Here is a 24,025-nt window from a genome sequence, read left to right as displayed (position 1 = left end):
CCTGTGACCGATCTATTAAGCCAAGACGAAATTGATGCGCTACTCCACGGTGTTGATGACGTAGACGAGGTCGAAGAGGAAGCGGTTGCCAGTGACACCAGTGCTGTCGACTTTGACTTCTCCTCTCAAGACCGCATTGTTCGTGGTCGAATGCCGACATTGGAGCTTATCAATGAGCGCTTTGCACGACACATGCGAATCAGCTTGTTCAATATGCTCCGAAAAACAGCGGAAGTGTCGATCAACGGCGTGCAAATGATGAAGTTTGGTGAATACCAAAATACTTTGTACGTACCGACAAGTTTGAACATGGTGCGCTTTCGACCATTAAAGGGTACCGCCTTGATCACCATGGAAGCACGTTTGGTGTTTATCCTGGTGGAAAACTTTTTTGGTGGAGATGGCCGTTTTCATGCTCGAATCGAAGGGCGTGAATTTACGCCTACCGAGCGCCGAATTGTCCAGCTGCTGCTGAAAATCGTTTTTGAAGACTATAAAGAAGCTTGGTCGCCAGTAATGGGCGTCGAGTTTGAATACTTGGATTCTGAAGTTAACCCAAGTATGGCTAATATTGTAAGCCCGACAGAAGTTATCGTCGTAAGCTCGTTCCATATCGAGGTTGACGGTGGTGGTGGCGATTTCCACGTTGTTATGCCTTATTCAATGGTCGAGCCGATCCGTGAACTCCTGGATGCTGGTGTCCAGTCGGACAAGATGGAAACGGACGTTCGTTGGAGTACGGCACTGCGTGAAGAGATCATGGATGTGCCAGTTAATTTCCGCGTTAACTTGTTGGAGCAAGACATATCATTGCGTGATTTGATGGAGCTCCAACCTGGAGACATCATCCCTATCACTATGCCTGAGCATGCAACTATGTTTGTCGAAGAGCTGCCGACTTTCCGAGTGAAGATGGGCCGCTCAGGTGAAAACTTAGCGGTTCAGGTGTCAGAAAAAATCAAACGACCAGATGTGGTCAAAACCGATATTGCCTTCTTAGGTAAAGATGTCATCTCAGAATTGGAAGATGACGATGGCGAAATCGAAGATTAATAGAGAATTGTAGGTATTAGGTATGGAACCAAGTGACGACCAAAAATTGGCTGACGAATGGGCTGCAGCCTTAGGTGAAGATCCAAGTGCACCTGAAATTGATGTCGATGAAGTGATGTCCGCTCAGCTTGATGAGCTCGAAGATACCTCGAGTCCTATCTCTGATGATGAGCGCCGCAAGCTGGATACGATTCTCGATATTCCGGTCACTATTTCGATGGAAGTCGGGCGTTCACAAATCAGCATTCGTAACTTATTGCAGTTAAACCAAGGCTCAGTGGTTGAGCTTGAACGTTTAGCGGGTGAATCACTGGATGTGTTAGTTAACGGTACCTTGATCGCACATGGCGAAGTCGTTGTGGTCAATGACAAGTTTGGTATTCGTCTAACCGATGTGATTAGTCAAACTGAGCGTATTAAGAAGCTAAGGTAGCATATGGCGTACAAGCGCAAGAGCGGCTTAGTTGTAACGCTGGCTCTATTCTCTTCTTCTACACTGGCCGCCACCCCTGGTGGCCAACTAGACTGGGCGACCACCTTTGGGTCGCTCTTGTTCGTTATAGCCTTCATCTTATTTTTAGCTTGGCTGCTTAAACGAATGCGCGTACCCGCAATGGTGAATCAACAAGGATTAAGCGTATTGCGTCAAATCCCAGTTGGGACTCGTGAACGTATTATGATTGTGCAAGCTGGGGAAGAGCAGTTTCTCGTCGGGGTAACCCCTCAATCCATTCAATTGATTTCCAAGTTGGATAAGCCCTTATCTCAGGAGGAGCTGAATAAACCTGGGTTCGCGACCAGCCCTTTCGCTAATCAACTCAGTCAGCTGATAAAAAAGAATGATAAAAACTAGCTCATTTTCTGCCCTTGTACTCGCTCTGATCTTGTCTGTTTTTTCAGCCATCGTTGGAGCGCAAGAAGAGATCGACACGCCGATTCCAAATAATGCCGCTGTGTCGGAATCAGTTACCGTCAGTGCGATGAGCCAAGAGCAGGGTGCCGACAGGACCATCACTACTGGTAGCTTTACTGGTGGAGGGGGAGGCCTTCCTGCCTTTACGATGACGACCAATCCGGATGGCAGCGAAGATTACTCGATTAACCTGCAAATATTGGCCTTGATGACGATGTTGGGCTTTTTGCCTGCCATGGTTATTTTGATGACTTCCTTCACTCGAATTGTGGTGGTGATGTCGATTCTGCGTCAGGCGATGGGTCTCCAACAGACACCATCGAATCAGGTGATCATTGGTATCGCTATCTTTTTGACTTTCTTCATCATGTCGCCAGTGCTCAACAAGATTAATGAAGCGGCAGTGCAGCCATACATCAATGAACAGATCTCTGCTCGCGAAGCGTTCGATTTGGCGCAGGCACCCATGAAAGATTTTATGCTCAAGCAAACACGCGTTAAGGATTTGGAAACCTTCGTTAATATATCGGGTGCAACAGTTAATAATCCGGAAGACGTGTCGATGGCCGTTCTCATTCCTGCTTTTATCACCTCTGAGCTTAAAACCGCATTCCAGATAGGCTTTATGCTGTTCTTGCCATTTTTGATCATCGACTTGGTGGTGGCGTCGGTATTGATGGCTATGGGTATGATGATGCTGTCGCCGATGATCGTCTCTTTGCCGTTCAAGTTGATGCTGTTTGTGTTGGTGGACGGTTGGAATTTGATCCTCTCGACGTTAGCCGGCAGCTTTGCCTTGTAGCGGGAGAACACCATGACTCCAGAAATATTTGTCGAACTGTTTCGTGATGCGCTATGGATGGTACTCATTATGGTGTGTGCCATCATTATCCCTAGCTTGTTGATCGGTCTCGTTGTCGCTATTTTTCAAGCCGCCACCTCGATCAACGAACAGACATTAAGCTTTTTGCCGCGTCTGATTGTGACGCTATTAGCCCTGATGTTGTTTGCTCATTGGATGACGCAGATGATGATGGAGTTCTTTTTTAACTTGATAGAGCGGCTACCTCAGGTGCTGTATTAGCCTATGGAATACCCGGCTAGTATTGTCTTAGATTGGCTTGCGAACTACTTTTGGCCCTATACCCGTATATCTGCCATGTTAATGGTGATGTCGGTAACAGGGGCGCGTTTTGTTTCAACCCGAGTTCGACTCTATCTTGGTTTGGCGATCACCTTCGCTGTGATGCCAGCCATTCCTGCCGTACCTGAAGACATTCAATTGCTTTCCTTTCAGGGCTTTATGACCTTATTGGAACAAATCGTCATTGGTGTTGCCATGGGCACTGTCACTCAGTTTATGATTCAAACCTTTGTTATTTTGGGTCAAATTTTGGGTATGCAGTCGAGCTTAGGTTTTGCCTCTATGGTTGACCCCGCCAATGGTCAAAATACGCCATTGCTTGGTCAACTTTTTATGTTCTTAGCGACGATGTTTTTCCTTGCGACTGATGGTCACCTCAAAATGATCATGCTGGTGGTGATGAGCTTTAAGTCTTTGCCTATCGGTGCGGGCTCGTTAACAACGGTCGACTTTCGCGAACTTGCTCTTTGGTTAGGCATAATGTTTAAGGTGGCGTTGAGTATGTCGTTGTCAGGCATTATTGCCCTGCTGACGATTAACTTATCGTTTGGTGTAATGACTCGTGCGGCGCCTCAGTTGAACATCTTCTCGCTCGGTTTTGCCTTCGCATTGATTGTTGGTTTGTTGTTGTGTTGGTACATCCTTGGCGGATTGTATAGCCATTATGAACTATTCTGGTTGCAAGGAGAGCAGCAGATATGTCGCTTTATTCGTTTAGATTGTTAATCGTGGGAGATTAGGTTGGCAGAATCCGACGGTCAAGAACGTACCGAAGACGCCACGCCCAGACGCTTGCAACAGGCCCGAGAAAAAGGGCAGGTTGCAAGGTCTAAAGAACTGGCGTCAGTATCGGTATTAGTGGTAGGTGCAGTTTCGCTCATGTGGTTTGGCGAGTCATTGGCACGTGCGCTGTTTACCGTAATGGAACGCCTTTTCACGCTTTCACGAGAAGAGATCTTTGACCAAGTTAAATTGTTTGATTTAGCGTTGGGGTCGCTCACGAGCCTTATCTTACCGCTTATTCTTATCCTAGTGACGCTGTTTATCGCTGCGGTTGCTGGGGCGGCGGGAGTCGGAGGAATCAGCTTTTCCGTCGAAGCTGCGATGCCAAAATGGTCGAAGATGAACCCACTCAGTGGTTTAAAACGCATGGTGGGTTTACAGAGTTGGGTTGAGCTTATCAAGTCAATACTCAAAGTGGCTTTGGTATCCGGTATGGCTTTCTACCTGATCAATGCCGCTAAAGAAGACCTGTTCCAACTGAGTATGGACGTGTTTCCGCAAAACATTTTCCATTCACTGGACATTCTGCTTAATTTTATCCTTCTTATCAGCTGTACTTTGCTGATTGTGGTCGCAATCGATATTCCATTTCAGATCTGGCAACACGCCAATCAACTGAAGATGACCAAGCAGGAAGTGAAAGATGAATACAAAGAGACCGAGGGTAAGCCTGAAGTCAAAGGGCGAATTCGTATGTTGCAGCGTGAAGCGGCGCAGCGACGTATGATGGCTGAGGTTCCTCAGGCTGATGTGATCGTCACCAACCCGGAGCACTTTTCGGTCGCACTACGCTATAAACAGAATTCCGATAGAGCGCCTATAGTTGTGGCCAAAGGTACTGACCATATGGCTCTTAAGATTCGTGAAATCGCTCGCGAACACGATATCTACGTTATTCCTGCACCACCACTTGCGAGGGCTTTGTACCATTCAACCGAGCTTGAACAAGAAATTCCAGATGGTCTGTTTACCGCTGTCGCACAGGTGTTGGCTTATGTGTTCCAACTTAAGCAATATCGAAAACGTGGTGGCCAGCGACCGAATCTCAAAACGTCCGAGCTGCCGATCCCTCCTGATTTAAGGCAATAGCGGCTAGTGTTACCAACCTAACCTATGACGGTTAGTGACAAGAGTAAGGGGGCATAAAAGCCCCCTTTAAAATCACACTGTGGTCACTATTTTTCTGGAATGGAAAGCAATACCAGCAATGCGCCATCACCGCCAAACTCTAGCGGTGCTTGGTGGAAAGCCATTACATCCGGATGTTGAGCCAACCAAAGCGGCGCTTTCTGTTTAAGAATGTGTTTACCAATACCATGTTGAACACAGGCACAGGAGATTTCATTTTTAATGCAGTAAGCGATCATCGAGCCCAGCTCTCGTTTGGCTTCTTGCTGTGTCATACCGTGCATGTCCAAAAAAACATCCGGTACGTAGACGCCGCGACGTAGCCGTTTTACCTCATACGTTGAGACGTCATCGCGTGCATAACGGGTAGGGCCGTCTTCGCTTAAAAGCGGTACAAACTCGTCTGAAAAATAGAATTCAGAATCGCTTGCTTCACGGCTGGTACGCGTGATTTCTTTTTGCTTAGTATTTCTTTTTGGTTGCTGGATTATGGTATCCTGTGACAACTTTTTTACGCCTTGTACTGCATCCTGAAATAAGGCGAAATCGTCATCGATCTCGGTGTCTTTTTTGCTCATGGGAAATCAAATAGTTTTAAAAATGCTATAGGCAGTATTGTAGCGCTTTTCGGAGGCAATTTTGGATAAGATTTTTGTAGAAGAAGCGGTATCAGAATTACACACGCTTCAAGATATGATTCGTTGGACAGTGAGTCGCTTCAACGCCGCCAACCTATTTTACGGTCACGGTACTGATAACGCTTGGGATGAAGCTGTGCAGCTAGTCCTTCCAACGTTGTACCTACCAATTGACGTGCCTCCACATGTTTTAAATTCTCGTTTGACGAGCAGCGAACGCTTACGCGTGGTTGAACGCGTAGTGAAACGCATTAACGATCGTACCCCAACGGCTTATTTAACCAATCGCGCTTGGTTCTGTGGCTTAGAGTTTTTTGTAGATGAGCGCGTACTGGTTCCACGTTCACCAATCGGCGAGCTAATCCAAGCAGAGTTCCAACCATGGTTGGTTGAAGAGCCTGTACGTATCATGGACTTGTGTACCGGCAGCGGCTGTATTGCGATCGCATGTGCACATGCTTTCCCAGATGCCGAAGTCGATGCAATCGATATTTCGACCGATGCGTTACAAGTGGCTGAGCAAAACGTCCAAGACCACGGCATGGAGCAACAAGTTTTCCCGATCCGTTCTGATCTGTTCCGTGATCTGCCAAAAGAGAAGTACAATTTAATCGTATCTAACCCACCTTATGTGGACGAAGAAGATATGAACAGCTTGCCAGATGAGTTCACCCATGAACCAGAGCTCGGTTTGGCTGCCGGCACAGATGGCTTGAAGTTGGTTCGTCGTATTCTGGCTAACGCACCAGATTACTTGACAGATAACGGTATTCTTATCTGTGAAGTGGGTAACTCGATGATCCATATGATGGAGCAATACCCGCATATTCCATTTACTTGGATTGAGTTCGAAAACGGTGGTCACGGCGTATTCATGTTGACTCGTGAACAAATGCTTGCTCACGCGGAAGAGTTTTCTATCTACAAAGACTAAGCGGTCTTTGTCTTACGATTAAACGCCGAGTCAGAGTTGTTTCTGGCTCGGCGTTTTTTTGTGCGTGGAGAATAGCAAAATAGTTGCGCTTTGGGGTTTACATCAAACCGTAATAAAGACACTATGAAATAATGAAAAATTAAAGTGTAAAGCTCAATTTACAGAGCTGACAAGTTTGAGGAAGTAATGGCAGGAAACAGTATCGGACAACATTTCCGAGTAACGACATTCGGGGAAAGTCACGGTATCGCACTAGGATGTATCGTTGACGGATGCCCTCCGGGTCTGGAAATCACGGAAGCAGATATTCAAGTTGATTTGGACCGTCGTCGTCCAGGCACTTCTCGCTATACCACCCAACGCCGCGAACCGGATGAAGTCAAAATTCTTTCGGGTGTGTTTGAAGGCCAAACAACCGGCACGTCAATTGGGTTGTTGATTGAGAACACAGACCAACGTTCGAAAGACTACTCAGAAATTAAAGACAAATTCCGTCCAGGTCATGCGGATTACACTTATCATCAAAAATATGGTGTGCGTGATTACCGTGGCGGTGGTCGCTCATCTGCTCGTGAAACAGCGATGCGAGTGGCAGCAGGCTCAATAGCTAAGAAGTACCTCAAGCAAGAGTTTGGCGTTGAGATTCGCGCTTACTTGTCGCAAATGGGTGATGTGTCAATTGACAAGGTTGATTGGGACGAAATCGAAAACAACGCTTTCTTCTGCCCTGACGCTGATAAGGTTGAAGCGTTTGACCAACTGATTCGCGACCTGAAAAAGCAAGGTGATTCCATCGGCGCTAAGTTACAGGTTGTCGCTACCAATGTACCGGTTGGCCTAGGCGAGCCAGTCTTTGATCGATTGGACGCCGATATTGCTCACGCTCTAATGAGCATCAATGCGGTTAAAGGTGTTGAGATCGGTGACGGTTTTGACGTTGTTAGCCAAAAAGGCAGCCAGCATCGCGATATCCTGACGCCTGATGGCTTTGGCAGCAATCACGCAGGTGGCATTCTTGGTGGTATTTCGACTGGACAAGATATCGTGGCTAACATCGCGCTTAAGCCGACATCGAGTATTACCGTACCGGGCGAGACGATCACTAAGCAAGGTGAGTCAACAGAACTCATCACCAAAGGTCGTCACGATCCTTGTGTGGGTATCCGCGCAGTGCCGATTGCTGAAGCGATGTTAGCGATTGTTGTGTTGGATCACTTGCTTCGTCATCGTGGTCAAAACCATGGTGTAGCGACAGAAACTCCACAGATCTAATCTGTAGCAAGATTCCCAAAAGCCTCGATTCTAAGTCGGGGCTTTTTTGCATCTGCACTATTATTAACGTGTAAAAGCTGTTGGTTGTGAGTCTTGTCTCCCAATTGGCTGCAATGGAATGTTACAAGTTTGTATTTGGTTGATTTGAATCACATTTGTTGTTCTTCCCTCTCCTTAGTATTCATTTTGTTTTTAAACGACTGGATGAATAAAAATGAAAAAGACCCTACTAACCAGTGCCATTCTGTTGTCTCTCTCTTTGCCCAGTATTGCCGCAGAAGGAGATATCCACCAAGTCACCATATTGGGAACTTCCGATCTTCACGGTCACTTTATGCCTTGGGACTACGCAGCAGATAAAGCGAATATGCGTGGCAGCTTAAGTCAGATAGCGACTAAGGTGAAAAAAATACGAGCGGAAGAAACGAATACGATCTTAGTCGACGCGGGCGACACCATCCAAGGTAACTTTGTCGAGACATTCAAAGATGAGCCAGTCGATCCGATGATGCTCGGTTTCAATGAGATGGAGTACGATGTCTGGGTATTAGGTAATCATGAGTTTGATTTCGGGCTAGGTGTACTAAATCGCTCGCTCACTCAGTTTAAGGGGCAGTCGTTAGGCGGCAATATTAAGCGTCCTGATGGTAATCCATTCCTGCCTGGGTATACCGTGATTGAGCGAGGAGGAATCAAGATCGGCGTGATTGGTATGGATACTCCCATGACGCAAGTATTTGCCGAAGGTACCAATCGCCTTCAAGGGGTGACGTTCACTAATCCAACTCTGGAAGTGAAAAAAGTCATTGAAAAGCTAGATGATCAGGTTGATGCTCTAGTACTGGTCGCTCATATGGGGTTAGACAATGAAAATGACATTGCCAATACTGGGGTTTCAGATATTGCTAATGCAAACCCGGAGCTAGATGCCATTGTCGCTGGCCACATGCATACCCGTATCGACAAAGCTGTGGTCAATGGCGTGATCATTACTGAGCCAGACAAATATGGCCGAGCGTTGTCACGTGTGGATCTCCAGTTTGAAGAGCGCAATGGGCAATACACATTAATCAACAAAGACAGCTTCACTTATAAGATCAAAGGCACTGAATCCGATAAGAAAATGGAAGCCCTATATCAGCCTTATCATGAACGCTTGCGTGAGATGGCTAATCGTGAGGTGGCACAATTGATCGGCGTTGATCTTGTCCCTGATGATGAAATTCGTGGCATTCCTCAAGTTCATGTCCAAGACACAGGAATTAGTGCCTTGTTCCAAGAGGCCAGTTTCTTCTATGCACCGAAAGCCAATGTCATTGCCCTGCAGATTGACAATGATAAGGCTGAATTAGATGTTGGCCCGATCAAAGCAAAAGATATTGCCTACAACTACCAATACGCAGGGGGGGAAATCACGGTTTACCAGATGACAGGTAAAGAGCTCAAAACTTATATGGAATGGTCGGCGGGTTATTTCAATTCGGTCGTTCCTGGTGATGTGACTTACAGTTTTGACCCTAAACGAAGAGCCTCAAAATACTCAACCAATGATTTCTTTGCTGGAGTAACCTACAAGATTGACCTAACCCAACCAAAAGGGCAGCGTATTACTGATCTTAAGTTTTCTGACGGTCGTTTAGTTACTGATGATACTGAGGTTCGAATCGGAATGAACAGCTATCGTATGGGGCACTTAACCAAAAAAGGTGGCGTACTGGAAGGCAGAAACTTCCCCGTTCTGTTTGATACTGAAGCGGAATACGGTGAAGAGCAAGGGACTATTCGTAATCTCACTATTCGCTATCTGACAGAGCAGAAAAACGGCCGTTACGAAGGAAAAATGCAACAACGTTGGCAGTTGGTGGGGTTAGACGACGACCTTAAGTCAGAACGAGCTGTGGTTAAATCTCTGCTCAATAATGGGGTAATATCTGTACCAACGAGCGAAGATGGTCGTTATACCAATATTTCTTCAATCAATGTTGAAGGACTCAAATTTGCTTCGCAACAAGATAAGTTAGCGGCAGTTCAAAAACGCAAACAACAACTGAAGAAAGCGACTCAAGCTGAGAAAGTTAATCTAGAGCGAGAGCTGGCTATCATTGAAGCACTGAATTAAATCGTGAAGAGGCTTGGTCATACCAAGCCTCTTAAATTTAGTGAATTGAACCTTCAGTTTCCAATTGGAAAGAAGGTAGACGCCATTTGAACCGAACGGCAGCCATGCGCAGCAAATAACCCACAATCAGTGTAGAAATCGTTGCTGTTACGTCATTTACCCCAAGCTCAAGCAGAGTCAGGTACAAGCCAGAAGCAACAAGAGCAACAGAAGCATAAAGCTCTTCATGGAGTACTAATGGTGTTTGGCGACAAATAAGGTCGCGCAGCAAACCACCAAAAACGCCAGTTACTAGGGCTGATACCATACAGATCATCGCGTGGTGACCCATTCCCATCGCCACCTTGGTGCCAATGATACTGAAGACGATTAAACCTAGAGCATCGAGACGAATAAAAAGTCCTTTGAGTTTAATTACCCATTTTGCCAACCCAGTGGTTAGTACTCCAGCGATACAGGTAATCGCGAGAAACTGAGGATTTTCCACCCAGCCTAAAGGGTAATGTCCCAGCAAAATATCTCGTACAGTGCCGCCACCAATTGCAGTTGCGCTGGCGACTAACATGACCCCAAACCAGTCCATTTTTCTCCGCCCAGCGCTTAGTGCGCCTGTCATCGCTTCTGCCGTGATACCAATGATGTATAAAATGCTGAGTAACATTATGTTTTGCCTTGATAAAGCGTGGATTTTTTGCAGTCCACCATCTTATAAATTAAGGCGAGAGTGTAGTGGCAAATAGCACTCGTGACGAATGAGATTTTGTATCCACGAAAACGTTTTTCCAATAACTTTTTCTAATACCACCACCTAGACTAGGGATTTGCAATCGACAGCAAAAATGCGAGAATGCGGGGCGTTAAATTTGTGATACCTAAATCGAGCCATGAGCCACGAATACCAAGACCTTATCAAGATTTTTAATCTGACTTTTTTTGCCCAATACAACACCAAACTCGAACTCGGTGGCGATGAGCCTATTTATCTGCCTGCGGATGAGGAGACTGCATACCATCGGATTATTTTTGCTCGGGGTTTTTATGCCTCCGCATTGCATGAGATCGCCCATTGGTGTGTAGCAGGTCCTAAACGTCGCTTATTGGAAGATTTTGGCTATTGGTATGAACCAGATGGACGAACAGAGCAAGTACAGGCGGAGTTTGAAAAGGTCGAAATTCGCCCGCAAGCCTATGAATGGATTCTAGCAGTGAGTGCCGGATTCCCGTTTAGTGTGAGCTGCGATAACCTCAATGGTGACTTTGAGCCGAACCGTCTCGCTTTTATGGCTAAGGTTTATGCCGAAGTAGAAAGCATTTTGCAGCAAGGGATCCCTTTGAGAGTTAAGATGCTCTCGGATGCATTACGCCAATTCTACGCAACCCCAGAGATCCACATCGAACAGTTTTCAGTGAAGTAAATTGACAAAGCCGCCGATAAGGCGGCTTTTGTTGCTTTATTGAATCAGCCAGGTTGTTTCAAGTTGGTCGTCATGTGTGTGTTGGTAATAACGTGTCGGTTCATCTGGATTCATCACAGATACCACTGCCACCAGATCTTGACAATGATTGGCAACACGCAGTTGATATTGGCCAGCCCCCTGATGCAAGGCCGCTTTGATTAGACAGTTATCATAGTTGATTTGATCGACGCCATTACTATTGTCACAGACCGAAATATACGCTTGCTCCGCTGCCAGTTCGGGCAGCAACACATCGATGGTGACGTGATAGACAGACTCTAAGCCGTTTTGATTGTCGATGCGTAAATCTTCTAATGACACCGACGTGCTTGATGAGCTTGCACTGCCTGACGACGAGCTACCGCCACCTCCGCCACCACCACAGCCGATTAGACTAAGAGACATACAGGTCATAACGCTTAGTTTGGTTAAAGTGTTCATCGTACTCTCCTTAATCGTTGTAGATGTTGTTTGAGTTAGGCTCGGTATACCAAGTTGCGTTGGTTGCTCCAGAGCTATCTTGAGCAAACCCAGCGAATTGGCTGTAGGCTTCTAGGATGTTGGTTTGTTCTAACGGGTGTTTCCATGTCATAGGAATTTCAATCGCCCAAGGTAAACCATTACTGTTGTGGTAGTGGGTATTACCTGATGAAGCGTCTACTCCTTTTGATTTGTACGCCGTATTGAACTTGCTGGTGGGAGCTTTGTTTTTGAGATGGATCTCTAACCCCCTTCCAGGATGGCCGCCAGACACTTCCAAGCCGACCTCACCGTAATAATGGCCGGGAGCCGCAAAGATGAATGGGTCATATGGGAAGGCTGGCATAGCACTGTTGTCGACCGCATTTTTGAGTGACAGAGTGAGTTGCCAAGTTGGACGATAGCTGGTGCCACAGTCTACTTGAGTGCGGAACATGGTGCAGTTTTCTGCCTCGCCAGCTTCGGTAATATCCCAGAGATCTTCATGAATGATGAGTACCGCGTCATTTGTTCCTTGCTCTAAGACGACAGCGTTCGATACCGAGTTATTGATCGTCAGTTCGATTGAATCCTCTTTGACATCACTCCGTGCCACATCTGGAAGGCGGATGGCAAAACCAGAGCGGTTATCGCCGCCCAACGCCGCGATCTGTCCTTCTATTTTTAGGCGGATGACCTGTTCATCAAGCTGATATTCTGTGAACTTGACGTTCATTAGCACGTCATTCATATCGTAGTCGCCAACGAGCGGGTATTGGTCTTCATAAGCAAAAGTGACATACGACGCGCCAGTCGGATACGTTTCCGTAACAACGCCACTCTCCGTAATGTCGATTTGATAGTCTTCTACCTCGCCAGCCGGTACACCGCCCGAAGGCCCGATGCCCGCAGTGTTGGACAGCCTGAAGCGTGCCCAAGTTTGGCCGACCTCCGCCCATGTTGGGACAGAGAAGAACAGGTCGCCGGTGTTTTCGTCGACCGACTGGTCTTGGATAATTAGCTCATCCTCTTCAAAAGTCCCATCGCGATCGAAATCAATCCACGCATTCAGACGTGAGTTCGCTGTTGCGCCATTCACAGTCGCGATAATTTTGCTGGTTTGACCGACTTGAACGGGTACTGGGAATTGGATGCCATCATCGTCATCGGAACCATCTGACAGGTCATCGCTGAGTGGGTAGGGGCTGCCATCGGTTTCACCGTCGACAAGTAAGCCGAGTTTTAAGTCAGAAAGTCCGTGTCGCGCACCGAGCTGAGCGTATGAGGTTTTATAGCTATCAGGAGCGTCACCAAAGTCTGTGTACTCGCTTGCTTCCACAGGCGCTAACGCGCAGCGTGCACCATCATTCGAATTACTTGAAGGGCCATAGGCAAAAAACGCGGCGCTGGAGTTATTGCCGTTGAGCGTGACACGAAACACGTAACCGTTACTGTTGTTACTGCCGTAGAGATTGCCATCAACATCAAAATAAATCGCACCGAAAGTGAGTTTGTAGCCTAATTGGGATTTATCCAGAATTTGATTAAGCGCTTGCGAAGTTCCGTTAGCGACATTGATTTCCCAAAGGTACCCATTTGCGTCGATAGAGTAGGCTAAGCCATTATCGGGGTGGAATGCGATGTCAAATATAGCAGGGCTGCCGAACTGATTACTATCGGCGACTAACTCCATGTCAAGACTATCTAAGTCAATGCGGTACAAACCATTACCCGGACGGTACCCGTACCAAGCGTTTTCAGAAAGAGCGACATCCCCAACATAGATAGACTCTGGTGCACCAGATGGTCTACTGACTGCGAGCGCATACTTAGTGAAGGTTGCATCGATTTTGGCTAAAGATTTTGCGCCGTAATCCCAGCCATAAATGAAATCGTCGTGCTGACTGTAACCGATAGCATTGATTTTCGCGCTGCCTAGGTTAGAGCTCATGGTGATGTAACTGCCCAAATCGATATTGACGCCGTAAGCTACAGGGAAACCAGAAGGGTTCTGAATTAAAAAAGCTTCCGTTGGGCAATCGGTAAAGGGGGTTCCAGCTAGACTGACCGGAACATAACAACTGACGCCTGCTGATAGGATTACCTCTTTGAGGATAGAGTTCATTTTCATTGTGATTCCTCGGTTTTTAGTGAGCATGTAAGGGGAATTGCACACCGCGTGCCATACTCTCAAGCCTTGCTACATATAGGGTTTGCGTTCGTATTCTCAATGTGAGAAGCTTCAGCATTCTTTTTGAGATGCAAACTGAGTTAGGCGAAGCACCATCATGATTATTGAATTTGAAGAGAAGTTGTTAGAGTTAATTGACGCACGAATTAGCTCGGCATCAGACGATGAATTGTTCGCAGGTGGCTATCTGCGTGGACACATTTCTCTCTCTGCGGCAGCATGTGAAGAAGAAGAGATTAACGATATTGATGTGCTGAAGTCTCGTATTGAAGCCAGCCTAGAAGCCGCACGCTCTGAACTGACGCCCGCCGATCGCGTTATCGTCAATGACCTATGGTTGGAGCTAGTCAATCAGGCTTAGTTTTTCTTTGTAGATGAATAAGGGGTTGTTCGAAATATTCGAACAACCCCTTTGTATTTTTATGCTTGTTGACAAAATCGCGCTTGGCTAATCTAAGACCACAGCCAAAGAGAGTGAAAGGAAACAGATCATGAAAATTGTCGCATTCGGTGCATCCACAAGTTCAACCTCAATCAATAAAACACTGGCGACTTACGCAGCGAGCCTTGTAGAAGGTGCTGAAGTGAAAGTGTTGGATTTGAATCAGTACTCAGTACCAATCTTTAGCGAAGACAAAGAGAAAGAGATTGGTCAAGCCGAAGGTGCCAAAGCTTTCCTTGCCGATTTAGCCGACGCTGACGCGCTTGTTATCTCTTATGCCGAACACAATGGCTCTTACCCAGCGGCTTACAAAAACTTGTTTGACTGGGCAAGTCGAATTGACCGCAATGTTTACCAAAACAAACCTGCCGTATATCTTTCAACGTCGCCAGGCCCTGGTGGTGCCCAAACGGTTCTAGCCGCGGCACTTGCGTCAGCACCATATTTTGGCGCGCAAGTAAAAGCTTCACTCTCTGTCGCGAGTTTTTATGACAGTTTTGATTTAGAAACGGGAGCATTCCGCGATCAAGACATCGCTCAGCAGGTCATGCAAATAGTGCGTGAACTCGCGAAATAAACCAAAAAAAAAGGAACGCTTAGCGTTCCTTTTTGGTTATAGCTCGGTAATCGATTTACCTTTCTTCAGCTTTCTCACCCACATTCGGCTTGGGTGCAATGCTTCAAGTACATCGACAGGTAATGGCATAGGATCGCCACAGATCTGAGAAGCGAGCGTTTCCGCTAGTAAAGGCGCTGAGCTTAGGCCACGCGAGCCCAGACCGAGGAAACAGAACAGGTTTGGGTATTGAGCGATGCTAGGGGCTTGATCATCTGGCGTGTTCACCAAGTCTTTATATTGTTCTAGGATATTCTCAAATTGGCCGACTTCTCCAATAAATGGTAAGTGATCCCGACTTACGCAGCGGATACCCTGTCGAGATTGCTCGCCCGTTGTATCGACGTCTTGAGGCCAATTTTGGTTCGGGACACAGTTCACCAGTTTCTGCGAATTTTCTCGTTGAGCTTGCGGATCAAACTGATAGTCCAAGTGGCTGCGATCGTAGCTCGCACCAATGCAGTGATGCTGGTTGTTTGGATTGACCGGGGTCATGTAGCCGTCGTAACACAGTACTGAACTGAGTTTTTTGAGTGTTTCTGTGGTTGGGGCGTGGCTGACTTGGCCTTTCACTTTACCCAGTGGTAACTTACTGGTTTGGCTCAACTCATCAAATTGATGGCCGTTGGCGACGATTACTGTGTCGTGACGGAACGATTGATCGCCTGCCTTAATCTGCCAAAAATTCGATACTTCGTCCCAATCTAGCTGCTCAACTTTACAGTCAAAGTAAGCGTTAAATAGATTGCTTTTCAGCATGTCGTCAAATAACCCTTTTGTCAGCTGAGCTGGGCATAGCCAGCCTGCAAGCGGGTAGTGGACGCTTTCTAGATCAATAGGCAAGCCAATGGCTTCGCTGGTTTGCTGCGCGGAACGCTTATGGATAAGTTGCGGGTCAAAGTTGCCCGTCAGCATTTTTTCCAGTTTGGTTTGCGATGTTTCATCCCACATCAATTGAGTCACGCCACACCAATCGTGGTCGAAGCTAATATGCTCGGCAGCTTGGTCAATGAACTGTCGTGCAAACAGGAAGGCGGGGGCAAATACACGTGAGACACCGCTATGGGCGCCATTTAGCAAGGGGTATACCGCGCCTTGACGATTACCGGATGCGCCTTGAGCGGCTTGTGTATCCTGACAGTACAAAGTGACCGACTTGCCACGACGCAATAGTGTTTTTGCCAAGGTCGCACTGGCGATTCCGCCGCCGATAATGGCAATTGATTCGGAGGAATGGCTCGCTTGGCGATGGAACCAAGGTTTGATGTTCGAGTATGGGTGTTGATTTGTGTAACGACCCGCGATCATTTCGCGCTTGGTGCCAAAGCCTTTGACTTTTTGCATTGCGAAACCCGCTTCAATTAATCCTCGACGGACAAAACCCGCGGCAGTGAAGGTGGCGCAAGAGCATTGATCTTTCGCCAGTCTTGCCATGTTATTGAACAACTCTTGGTTCCACATCTCTGGGTTTTTGCTTGGGGCGAAACCATCTAAAAACCATGCGTCGATTAAGCCCTGCTCGGTGACTGGAACTTTTGGCATGCAGTCTTTGATATCACCAAACCACAGATCGAGTGTGATCGCACCGTTTTCCAACACGATTCGATGGCATTCAGGTACGGCAATTGGGTAGTGGGATTGGAGCTGCTCCGCCAATTGGGCTAGTTCTGGCCAAGCTTGATGAGCCTTAACCAAATCCTCTCTACTTAGGGGGTACTTCTCAAAACTTACAAAATGTAACTCTTTGAGCGGTGCATCTGGGTTTTGTTGTCTAAATTGATTAAACCACTGCCATACGGCGAGAAAGTTAAGTCCGGTGCCAAACCCTGTTTCACCAATCACAAACCGACGTTGGTCAAATTGTTGCCATCTTTGTGGGAGATGATTTTGTTGCAAAAACACGTAACGAGTTTCTTCAAGGCCGTTTACGTTGGAGAAGTAAACGTCATCGAATTGGTCAGAAACTGGGGTTCCAGCTTCATTCCAGCCAAGTTGAGCATTGGTAATCGAGGTCATAGCGTCAGATTTTTGTGATAAAGGCAATAAAGTTGATGCGATTGTACGGATTTATGGGAAAGCTGACCACTTTTCAGAAGTAACTTAGTTATCATCTAGCGGAATTTAGAATTATAGGAATGTCATAATGAAACGTGTCGTAATCACCGGTATGGGTATTGTTTCAAGTATCGGTAACAACGTCGAAGAAGTTTTAGCGTCTCTACAACAAGGTCAATCTGGTATTACTGCTTCTGAGCAGTTTAAAGAGCAAGGTCTACGTTCTCAGGTTTGGGGTGATCTTAAAATCAACCCAGCAGAGCACATTGATCGCAAACAGATGCGCTTTATGGGTGATGCGGCGGCGTATGCATACCTATCAATGCAGCAAGCAATCGAAGACTCTGGCCTGACTGAAGAGCAAGTGTCGAATGAGCGCACAGGTATCGTTGCAGGTTCAGGTGGTGCTTCTGCATTAAACCAAGCTCTGGCGGTAGATACTATGCGAGCGAAGGGCGTGAAGCGTGTTGGTCCATACATGGTACCTCGTACTATGTCTTCAACCGTGTCAGCTTGTCTTGCAACACCATTCAAGATTCGCGGCGTTAACTACTCAATGAGCTCAGCTTGTGCGACATCAGCACACTGTATCGGCCACGCAATGGAGCTGATCCAGCTAGGCAAACAAGACATCGTGTTTGCTGGCGGTGGTGAAGAGCTTGATTGGTCACAAACTATGATGTTTGATGCCATGGGTGCACTATCAACCAAATACAATGAAACACCAGATAAAGCATCACGTACTTACGATGCGGACCGTGACGGTTTTGTTATTTCTGGTGGCGGCGGCATGCTAGTTATCGAAGAGCTAGAGCATGCACTAGCACGTGGTGCAAAAATTTACGGTGAAATCGTAGGTTACGGCGCGACGTCAGATGGTTACGACATGGTTGCGCCATCTGGTGAAGGTGCGGTTCGTTGTATGAAGATGGCGATGCAAGATGTTGATGGCATCGATTACATCAATACTCACGGTACCTCTACGCCAGTTGGTGATGTGAAAGAGCTTGGTGCAATTCAAGAGCTATTTGGCGCAAGCAGCCCTGCTATTTCAGCAACAAAAGCAATGACTGGCCATGCACTTGGTGCAGCTGGCGTTCATGAAGCAATTTACTCAACACTGATGCTAGAGAACAACTTTGTTGCACCTAGTATCAATGTCGAGAATCTAGACGAAGCAGCTCAAGGTCTTGATATCGTGACAGAAAAACGCGATGTAGAATTGACGACTGTGATGTCTAACAGTTTTGGTTTTGGTGGTACTAACGCGACACTCGTTATTAAGAAGTACCAAGGCTAACTGAACTTGCCGATTGTATTCGGCAATCCAGTTTCCAGAGCTTGATACATCGTGGAAACGATGTATCGAACAGACGCAGACTTTAACCCATGGAGAGCGGGTTAAGATCCTTTTGTTCTGGAACGTTGCCCGGCTATATGCCGGGCATTTTTCTTTTGCCAGGACATTCACCTCGACACTGGCAGTGCTTTTCTGCACAATCAATGAATTCATTCCACTTCACATTCTAGTCACGCATTAAAAGCCATGAAAATCCTAATTGATGAAAACATGCCTTATGCTGAGCAGCTTTTTAGCCAGCTCGGAGAGGTAGTCTTAAAACCCGGTCGAACCTTAACCGCCGATGATCTTATCGATGTCGATGCCTTGATGATTCGTTCTGTGACAAAAGTTAACCAACAACTGATTTCTAAAGCCAACAAGCTAAAGTTTGTCGGTACAGCGACGGCAGGTATGGATCATGTTGATCAGGCGCTGCTGACTGAGAAGGGGATTTTCTTTACTGCAGCTCCAGGCTGCAACAAAGTTGGTGTGGCAGAGTACGCATTCAGCGTCATGATGGTTTTAGCTCAGCAACATGGCTTTTCTGTCTTTGACAAGACGGTCGGTATCATTGGTGCCGGTCAAGTGGGTAGTTACCTTCAACAATGCCTTGAAGGGATTGGGTTGAATGTGCTGATCAACGATCCCCCTAAGCAAACGGCAGGCGATCCGCGCCAGTTCACGGAACTAGACACCCTGCTGGCAGAGTCCGATATCATCACGCTGCATACCCCCATTACTCGGGAAGGCGATTACCCAACGCATCACCTTATCGACGCTGCGCGCTTAGAGCAATTAAGGGGTGACCAAATCCTTATCAATGCTGCTCGTGGTCCTATCGTTGATAACACGGCGCTAAAGCAGCGATTAGCGAAAAATGATGGTTTTATTGCGGCGTTAGACGTGTTTGAGTTTGAACCAGAGGTTGATATGGAGCTTCTGCCTCTGCTAGCATTCGCAACCCCTCATGTGGCTGGTTATGGCTTGGAGGGTAAAGCTCGTGGAACGACAATGATCTTTAACAGTTACTGCGAGTTCCTAGGTAATGAATTACGTGCGCATGCCAGTGACCTGCTGCCTACCGCTCCTGTGCCGACAATGGTCCTCGATAGAGAGTGGGATGAAGCAACGCTGCACAACATCACGCAGCTGGTCTATGATGTGCGTAAAGATGACGCCTTGTTCCGACGTGAAATCAGTAAGCCGGGTTCGTTTGACCTAATGCGAAAAAATTACTGGGACCGTCGTGAGTACAGTGCTGTCACGCTAGTCGGTGGTAAGTCTTGTCACTTAACACCGCTAGCTAAGTTAGGTTTTAAGGTTGAGGTAAGTCAATGAGCCAACAATACAATGTTGCTGTTTTAGGTGCGACAGGCGCCGTGGGTGAAACGATTCTGGAAGTGCTACAAGAGCGCAAGTTTCCAGTCGGTGAGATTTTTCTACTCGCTAGTGAGCGCAGTGCTGGCAAGACTTATCGTTTCAATGGCAAAACCGTGCGTGTACAAAACGTAGAAGAGTTTGATTGGTCGCAAGCTCATATTGCTCTGTTTTCTGCTGGTGGCGAACTGTCAGAAAAGTGGGCGCCAATTGCTGCCGACGAAGGGGTAATCGTGATCGACAATACCTCTCAGTTCCGCTACGAGTACGACATTCCTCTTGTCGTTCCTGAAGTGAACCCGGAAGCGATAGCAGAGTTCCGCAACCGTAATATCATTGCTAACCCGAACTGTTCAACGATTCAGATGCTAGTTGCGCTGAAACCGATTCATGATGCTGTGGGTATCGAGCGTATTAATGTTTCGACGTATCAATCTGTCTCCGGTGCGGGCAAAGGTGGTATTGATGAGTTAGCGGGTCAAACGGCCAAGCTTCTTAATGGTCTGCCAGCGGAAAATGAGCAGTTTTCACAGCAGATCGCTTTTAACTGTATCCCTCAAATTGATCAGTTTATGGAAAACGGCTACACACGTGAAGAAATGAAGATGGTTTGGGAAACACAAAAAATCTTCAACGATCCGGGTATTACTGTAAACCCAACTTGTGTTCGAGTCCCTGTGTTCTACGGTCACGCTGAAGCGGTACATCTAGAAACTTGTGCACCGATTGATGCACAAGAAGTGATTAATCTTCTCGAGCAGACTGATGGTATTGAGGTGTTCCAAGGTGAAGACTTCCCAACTCAAGTGAGAGATGCAGGCGGTAAAGATCATGTAATGGTTGGGCGCATTCGCAACGATATTAGTCATCATAGCGGGGTTAACCTTTGGGTGGTTGCTGACAACGTACGTAAAGGTGCGGCGACCAACGCGGTACAGATCGCTGAAGTACTGATTCGCGATTACTACTGATTGCGTTACTGATATGACTATCAAGGCCTCACCATAGTGTGAGGCTTTTTTAATCGATTGGAGAAAATTTGTGTGAGATTAATGCGATTATGGCGTAAGCCACACATTTTTTGTCTCTATACCTATAGTTTTGCCCGCTTTATCCGATATATTTAACAGATCACTGTATATTTAAACTAATTGAGCACATAGCTGAGCCTTATATGCGTCGACTTCTACAGCGTCTACTGTTGCCATTGGCAATGGTTGCCGTGACTCAAACTACTATTGTAAGCGCAGAGAGTATTCGCCTTAAGGGACCGAATGGTGAAATCCAATCTTCCCCTCAATTCTCTGAACCTGTCGCTAATGGCTCCCGTACCGCAGAGCCTTCACGCTTTTATGGCCCTACGACGGGGCAAGAAACGCTTTGGGGGATTGCAACCCAATTGCGTCCTGCTGGCTCAGTTTCGATTCAACAAACGCTCTACGCCATTTTCCAACTTAATCCTCAAGCGTTTGACAATCAGAACATTCATGAGTTGATTCCTGGAAGTACGTTACGTATTCCTTCGTTAACTCAAGTTCGCGGAGTATCCACTCAAGAAGCTGTGAATGTAATGGCAGCGCACAAAGCCCGCTTGGCTGACACTAGCGTTGCGGCGACGGCGACAGCAAGCACGACACCAACCGCACCAACTAAAGAGCAGCCCTCAACCAAACCTATGGTTGATAGTGCTGGCAGTAAACCCGCACAAGCAGAACAAACGAATAACGATTTAGCTAAGATCGCTAAGCAAGAGCAAACCCAGCAAGTTGATACGTTAGAAAAACAACTTGAAAGCTCTGAAGGCGAGCTGATGGCGTTGGAAGAGAAGAACCACAAATTACGCTTAATGCTTGCTCAAGTTCAATCTGAAGTCGATGTACTTAAAGATGAGCTTGGCGACGAGGCACGTATACGCGACGAAGTGGAAAAACAGTTAGAAGCAGAGCGCATGCGCTTGGCGGAAGAACAAAAACTCGCACCGTCATCGATCGATAACTTCTTTGCTAACACCGGATTGGTCGCTGCGCTTGCAACGATCCCTGGCCTACTGATCGGTTTGTTAGTCTTTGCTCTGCTTGGTCGCCGCAAAAAAGAAGAGCCTGCCTCAGAGCCTCAGCAAGAGAGCGCTGCTCAACAACCAGTCGCCCCAGTCGCAGATACCATCAACGAAGATTTAGATGACGATCTACTCCTAGATGACGACCTATTCGGCGATTCTGATGATGCAGAGCTGGAAGAAGATCAAAGCGAAGAAAATGACGTATTCGCTGATTTAGATGACAGCGATCTTGATTTCAATCTTGAAGGTGAAGATGGCGATGACCCATTCGCGGGGATTGGTGATGATGGCGACTTAGATGAGTCGTTGACTGATGTCGATCTAAGCTCAAATGGCATAAGCGTAAACGGTGACGACAAAGCACTTGGCCTCGAAGAAATGGAGCGCGCACTTGACGAGGTTGTGATTGATGACGCTGGTGAAGACGACGGCTTTGATCTTTCTGATGAAGGTGACATGTCGCAAGAGGCGCTTGATTCATTACTTGCTCAAGACGGTGACTCTGAAGACCTTGATGCGGGTGAACTCGATCAATCCATGTTGGATGACTTGTTCAATGAAGTCGAAGACGACGGTAGTGATAGCTTAGATTTTGACAACTTGCTTGATGAAGGCGACGACTTTGACTTAAGCGACGAGTCAGAAACGCCTTTGGATGAGCCAAGCTTAGCGTCGGATAGCGAGATTGACGATATCTTCGCTCAAATGGAAGCTCAAGCTGATCTAGAGACGCTCGAAGCTAACTCGCTTGATGAAACGGCGCTGTTAGACGAAATGTTGGACGAAGATGCGCCAACGGTTGATGCGAGTAGCACTGATCTATTAGATGAGCTTCTTGCAGACAATACGGATGCCTTGACTAAAGCTGACGTTGAAGCTGAAGGTGAGGACCTGTTTGATGAGTTAATCGGCTTAGATGACGCCGAGCCAGAAATCGGTCAAGAAAGCACGGACCTCCTCGACGAGCTTATCGATGATACTGATGGCGAGTCGTTCGATCTCGATTCTGAACTAGATGAACTCATCGGTGATTCGACGGGTGAGGAATCGATTTCTCTAGATGACAGCACGGAGTTGCTCGATGAGCTATTCGATAGTGAAGAAAGTGGTGACGTATCGAATGAAGATTTAGGTGATGAAGGCACCGATCTTTTCGAAGAACTACTGGAAATTGAAAAGCAGAATCTAGAGCCTTCAGACGAAGCATTATCCGGTGCTGCTGACACGCCCGAAGAGGCGATGGAAGCTGAAGAGCCAACAGAATCTGCAGAGCAGGATTTGGATGAGTCTGCTTTTGTTGAGGAAATGGTTAACGAGATTGATGATAGTCAATCTAAGGTTGCAGAGACTGATGATGAAATAGAAGACACCTCTGCTGTTGATGAACAGCCTGAGTTGGAGGGTGATTCAGCAGAGCAGGCCAATGTGGTGGATGATTTTTCAAGCAAAGATTTCATCGACGATATGCTGAGTGTCGCGCCAGAAGCGGACCCTTTACTCGACGAGTTGGATCTTGATGAGCTGATAGATGAGCCACTAAGTAATGATTTAGGATCGCCCCTTGATATTGATGAGTTTGACTTAGACTCTACAGAGCCAGAGCCAGAGCCAGAGCCAGAGCCAGAGCCAGAGCCAGAGCCAGAGCCAGAGCCAGAGCCAGAGCCAGATGGCGACGAGGATGACGATGATTGGTTGACTAGCGCGATTGATGAAGTCGAAAATCCTCAGTTTGATTCTGATGAAATGACAGAGGAGCTTTCTTTTGTCGAGGAAGAAGAGCCTGTCGCAGCGCAAGATATCGAATCGATAGATGAGACTAGCGAAGAAGAAGATTGGTTAACAGCAGCTATCGATGAAGTTGAGTCACCAGACGCTGCGTCTTCTCTAGAGACTCCGATAGAAGCGGCTTCTGAACTAGAGCCCGCCGATACGGCATTGGGTGAAGAGCTTGATGTTGAACAAGAAGATGTTCTTGCACAACAAGAGCAAGCTCAGTCACCATCTGAAGAGACTCCAGAGACTCCAGAGACTCCAGAGACTCCA

General features: G+C 47.0%; 22 protein-coding genes. 17 read left to right on the top strand and 5 right to left on the bottom strand.

Annotated elements, in window-relative coordinates:
• Positions 1–3: 3 nt before the first annotated feature.
• From fliM to flhB, 7 genes are read left to right on the top strand one after another with little or no spacing between them, the layout of a single operon-like run.
• Positions 4–1,053 (top strand): flagellar motor switch protein FliM, encoded by a 1,050-nt coding sequence (gene fliM, locus RH45_RS05250; RefSeq protein WP_008074615.1) that lies wholly within the window; start codon positions 4–6, stop codon positions 1,051–1,053.
• A 22-nt stretch (positions 1,054–1,075) separates the two neighbouring features.
• Positions 1,076–1,486: a flagellar motor switch protein FliN gene (fliN, locus tag RH45_RS05245; RefSeq protein ID WP_005471831.1), complete on the top strand. Its 411-nt coding sequence runs from the start codon at positions 1,076–1,078 to the stop codon at positions 1,484–1,486.
• Positions 1,487–1,489: 3 nt separating this feature from the next.
• Positions 1,490–1,906, top strand: a complete 417-nt coding sequence (gene fliO / locus RH45_RS05240) for a flagellar biosynthetic protein FliO (RefSeq protein ID WP_008074613.1) — start codon at positions 1,490–1,492, stop codon at positions 1,904–1,906.
• Positions 1,893–2,768, top strand: a complete 876-nt coding sequence (fliP, locus tag RH45_RS05235; RefSeq protein ID WP_008074612.1) for a flagellar type III secretion system pore protein FliP — start codon at positions 1,893–1,895, stop codon at positions 2,766–2,768. Before fliO ends, fliP begins: the two co-directional genes overlap by 14 nt.
• Before the next feature lie 12 nt (positions 2,769–2,780).
• The gene (gene fliQ, locus RH45_RS05230) at positions 2,781–3,050 is read left to right on the top strand and encodes a flagellar biosynthesis protein FliQ (RefSeq protein WP_008074611.1); all 270 of its coding nucleotides are present in this window, start codon (positions 2,781–2,783) and stop codon (positions 3,048–3,050) included.
• Between the two features lie 3 nt (positions 3,051–3,053).
• On the top strand, positions 3,054–3,836 hold the full coding sequence (gene fliR / locus RH45_RS05225; protein ID WP_008074610.1) for a flagellar biosynthetic protein FliR: 783 nt from the start codon (positions 3,054–3,056) through the stop codon (positions 3,834–3,836).
• A 15-nt stretch (positions 3,837–3,851) separates the two neighbouring features.
• A complete protein-coding gene (gene flhB, locus RH45_RS05220) occupies positions 3,852–4,982 on the top strand; it encodes a flagellar biosynthesis protein FlhB (RefSeq protein WP_008074609.1) in 1,131 nt (376 codons plus the stop codon).
• Positions 4,983–5,068: 86 nt separating this feature from the next.
• Here the strand turns inward: flhB and smrB are convergent, their stop codons facing one another.
• The gene (gene smrB / locus RH45_RS05215; protein ID WP_008074608.1) at positions 5,069–5,599 is read right to left on the bottom strand and encodes an endonuclease SmrB; all 531 of its coding nucleotides are present in this window, start codon (positions 5,597–5,599) and stop codon (positions 5,069–5,071) included.
• Positions 5,600–5,660: 61 nt separating this feature from the next.
• Here smrB and prmB point away from each other — a divergent pair, with 61 nt between their 5' ends.
• The 3 genes from prmB (at position 5,661) to RH45_RS05200 (ending at position 9,984) form a co-directional block, all read left to right on the top strand.
• Positions 5,661–6,593, top strand: coding sequence for a 50S ribosomal protein L3 N(5)-glutamine methyltransferase (gene prmB, locus RH45_RS05210; RefSeq protein ID WP_008074607.1), 933 nt, complete (start codon positions 5,661–5,663; stop codon positions 6,591–6,593).
• A 186-nt stretch (positions 6,594–6,779) separates the two neighbouring features.
• Complete coding sequence (aroC, locus tag RH45_RS05205; protein ID WP_008074606.1) at positions 6,780–7,865, top strand: chorismate synthase; 1,086 nt, start codon at positions 6,780–6,782, stop codon at positions 7,863–7,865.
• Between the two features lie 214 nt (positions 7,866–8,079).
• Positions 8,080–9,984, top strand: a complete 1,905-nt coding sequence (locus RH45_RS05200; protein WP_008074605.1) for a bifunctional metallophosphatase/5'-nucleotidase — start codon at positions 8,080–8,082, stop codon at positions 9,982–9,984.
• A 37-nt stretch (positions 9,985–10,021) separates the two neighbouring features.
• On the opposite strand, the gene RH45_RS05195 is transcribed toward RH45_RS05200, so the two are convergent.
• Positions 10,022–10,645, bottom strand: a complete 624-nt coding sequence (locus RH45_RS05195; RefSeq protein ID WP_008074603.1) for a trimeric intracellular cation channel family protein — start codon at positions 10,643–10,645, stop codon at positions 10,022–10,024.
• Positions 10,646–10,868: 223 nt separating this feature from the next.
• On the opposite strand from RH45_RS05195, the gene RH45_RS05190 reads away from it, so the two are divergent.
• Entirely contained in the window at positions 10,869–11,399 is a 531-nt protein-coding gene (locus RH45_RS05190) for an elongation factor P hydroxylase (RefSeq protein WP_008074602.1), read from the top strand.
• A gap of 36 nt (positions 11,400–11,435) precedes the next feature.
• On the opposite strand, the gene RH45_RS05185 is transcribed toward RH45_RS05190, so the two are convergent.
• Both RH45_RS05185 and RH45_RS05180 read right to left on the bottom strand, forming a co-directional pair.
• Positions 11,436–11,882 carry a hypothetical protein gene (locus tag RH45_RS05185; protein WP_008074600.1) on the bottom strand — a complete coding sequence of 149 codons (447 nt, stop codon included), beginning with the start codon at positions 11,880–11,882 and terminating at the stop codon, positions 11,436–11,438.
• Between the two features lie 10 nt (positions 11,883–11,892).
• Positions 11,893–14,031 (bottom strand): LruC domain-containing protein, encoded by a 2,139-nt coding sequence (locus tag RH45_RS05180; protein ID WP_008074599.1) that lies wholly within the window; start codon positions 14,029–14,031, stop codon positions 11,893–11,895.
• Between the two features lie 157 nt (positions 14,032–14,188).
• Here RH45_RS05180 and RH45_RS05175 point away from each other — a divergent pair, with 157 nt between their 5' ends.
• Both RH45_RS05175 and RH45_RS05170 read left to right on the top strand, forming a co-directional pair.
• Positions 14,189–14,452 carry a YfcL family protein gene (locus RH45_RS05175; RefSeq protein WP_008074597.1) on the top strand — a complete coding sequence of 88 codons (264 nt, stop codon included), beginning with the start codon at positions 14,189–14,191 and terminating at the stop codon, positions 14,450–14,452.
• A gap of 130 nt (positions 14,453–14,582) precedes the next feature.
• Positions 14,583–15,110, top strand: coding sequence for an NADPH-dependent FMN reductase (locus RH45_RS05170; RefSeq protein WP_008074595.1), 528 nt, complete (start codon positions 14,583–14,585; stop codon positions 15,108–15,110).
• A 36-nt stretch (positions 15,111–15,146) separates the two neighbouring features.
• Here RH45_RS05170 and mnmC read toward each other — a convergent pair whose 3' ends face one another.
• Positions 15,147–17,165 (bottom strand): bifunctional tRNA (5-methylaminomethyl-2-thiouridine)(34)-methyltransferase MnmD/FAD-dependent 5-carboxymethylaminomethyl-2-thiouridine(34) oxidoreductase MnmC, encoded by a 2,019-nt coding sequence (gene mnmC, locus RH45_RS05165; protein ID WP_008074594.1) that lies wholly within the window; start codon positions 17,163–17,165, stop codon positions 15,147–15,149.
• A 127-nt stretch (positions 17,166–17,292) separates the two neighbouring features.
• On the opposite strand from mnmC, the gene fabB reads away from it, so the two are divergent.
• The 4 genes from fabB to RH45_RS05145 form a co-directional block, all read left to right on the top strand.
• Positions 17,293–18,504 carry a beta-ketoacyl-ACP synthase I gene (gene fabB, locus RH45_RS05160; RefSeq protein WP_008074591.1) on the top strand — a complete coding sequence of 404 codons (1,212 nt, stop codon included), beginning with the start codon at positions 17,293–17,295 and terminating at the stop codon, positions 18,502–18,504.
• Between the two features lie 246 nt (positions 18,505–18,750).
• Positions 18,751–19,884 (top strand): 4-phosphoerythronate dehydrogenase, encoded by a 1,134-nt coding sequence (locus tag RH45_RS05155; protein ID WP_008074589.1) that lies wholly within the window; start codon positions 18,751–18,753, stop codon positions 19,882–19,884.
• Positions 19,881–20,894, top strand: coding sequence for an aspartate-semialdehyde dehydrogenase (locus RH45_RS05150; RefSeq protein WP_008074586.1), 1,014 nt, complete (start codon positions 19,881–19,883; stop codon positions 20,892–20,894). The genes RH45_RS05155 and RH45_RS05150 overlap by 4 nt, the downstream gene beginning before the upstream one ends.
• A 203-nt stretch (positions 20,895–21,097) precedes the next feature.
• The coding region (locus tag RH45_RS05145) for a FimV/HubP family polar landmark protein (protein WP_008074585.1) at positions 21,098–24,025 on the top strand (2,928 nt) is incomplete at its 3' end.

It is taken from the genome of Vibrio sinaloensis DSM 21326 (assembly GCF_000189275.1).
In the GTDB taxonomy this organism is placed as follows: domain Bacteria; phylum Pseudomonadota; class Gammaproteobacteria; order Enterobacterales; family Vibrionaceae; genus Vibrio; species Vibrio sinaloensis.
This window is presented reverse-complemented; position numbering and strand designations above follow the sequence as displayed.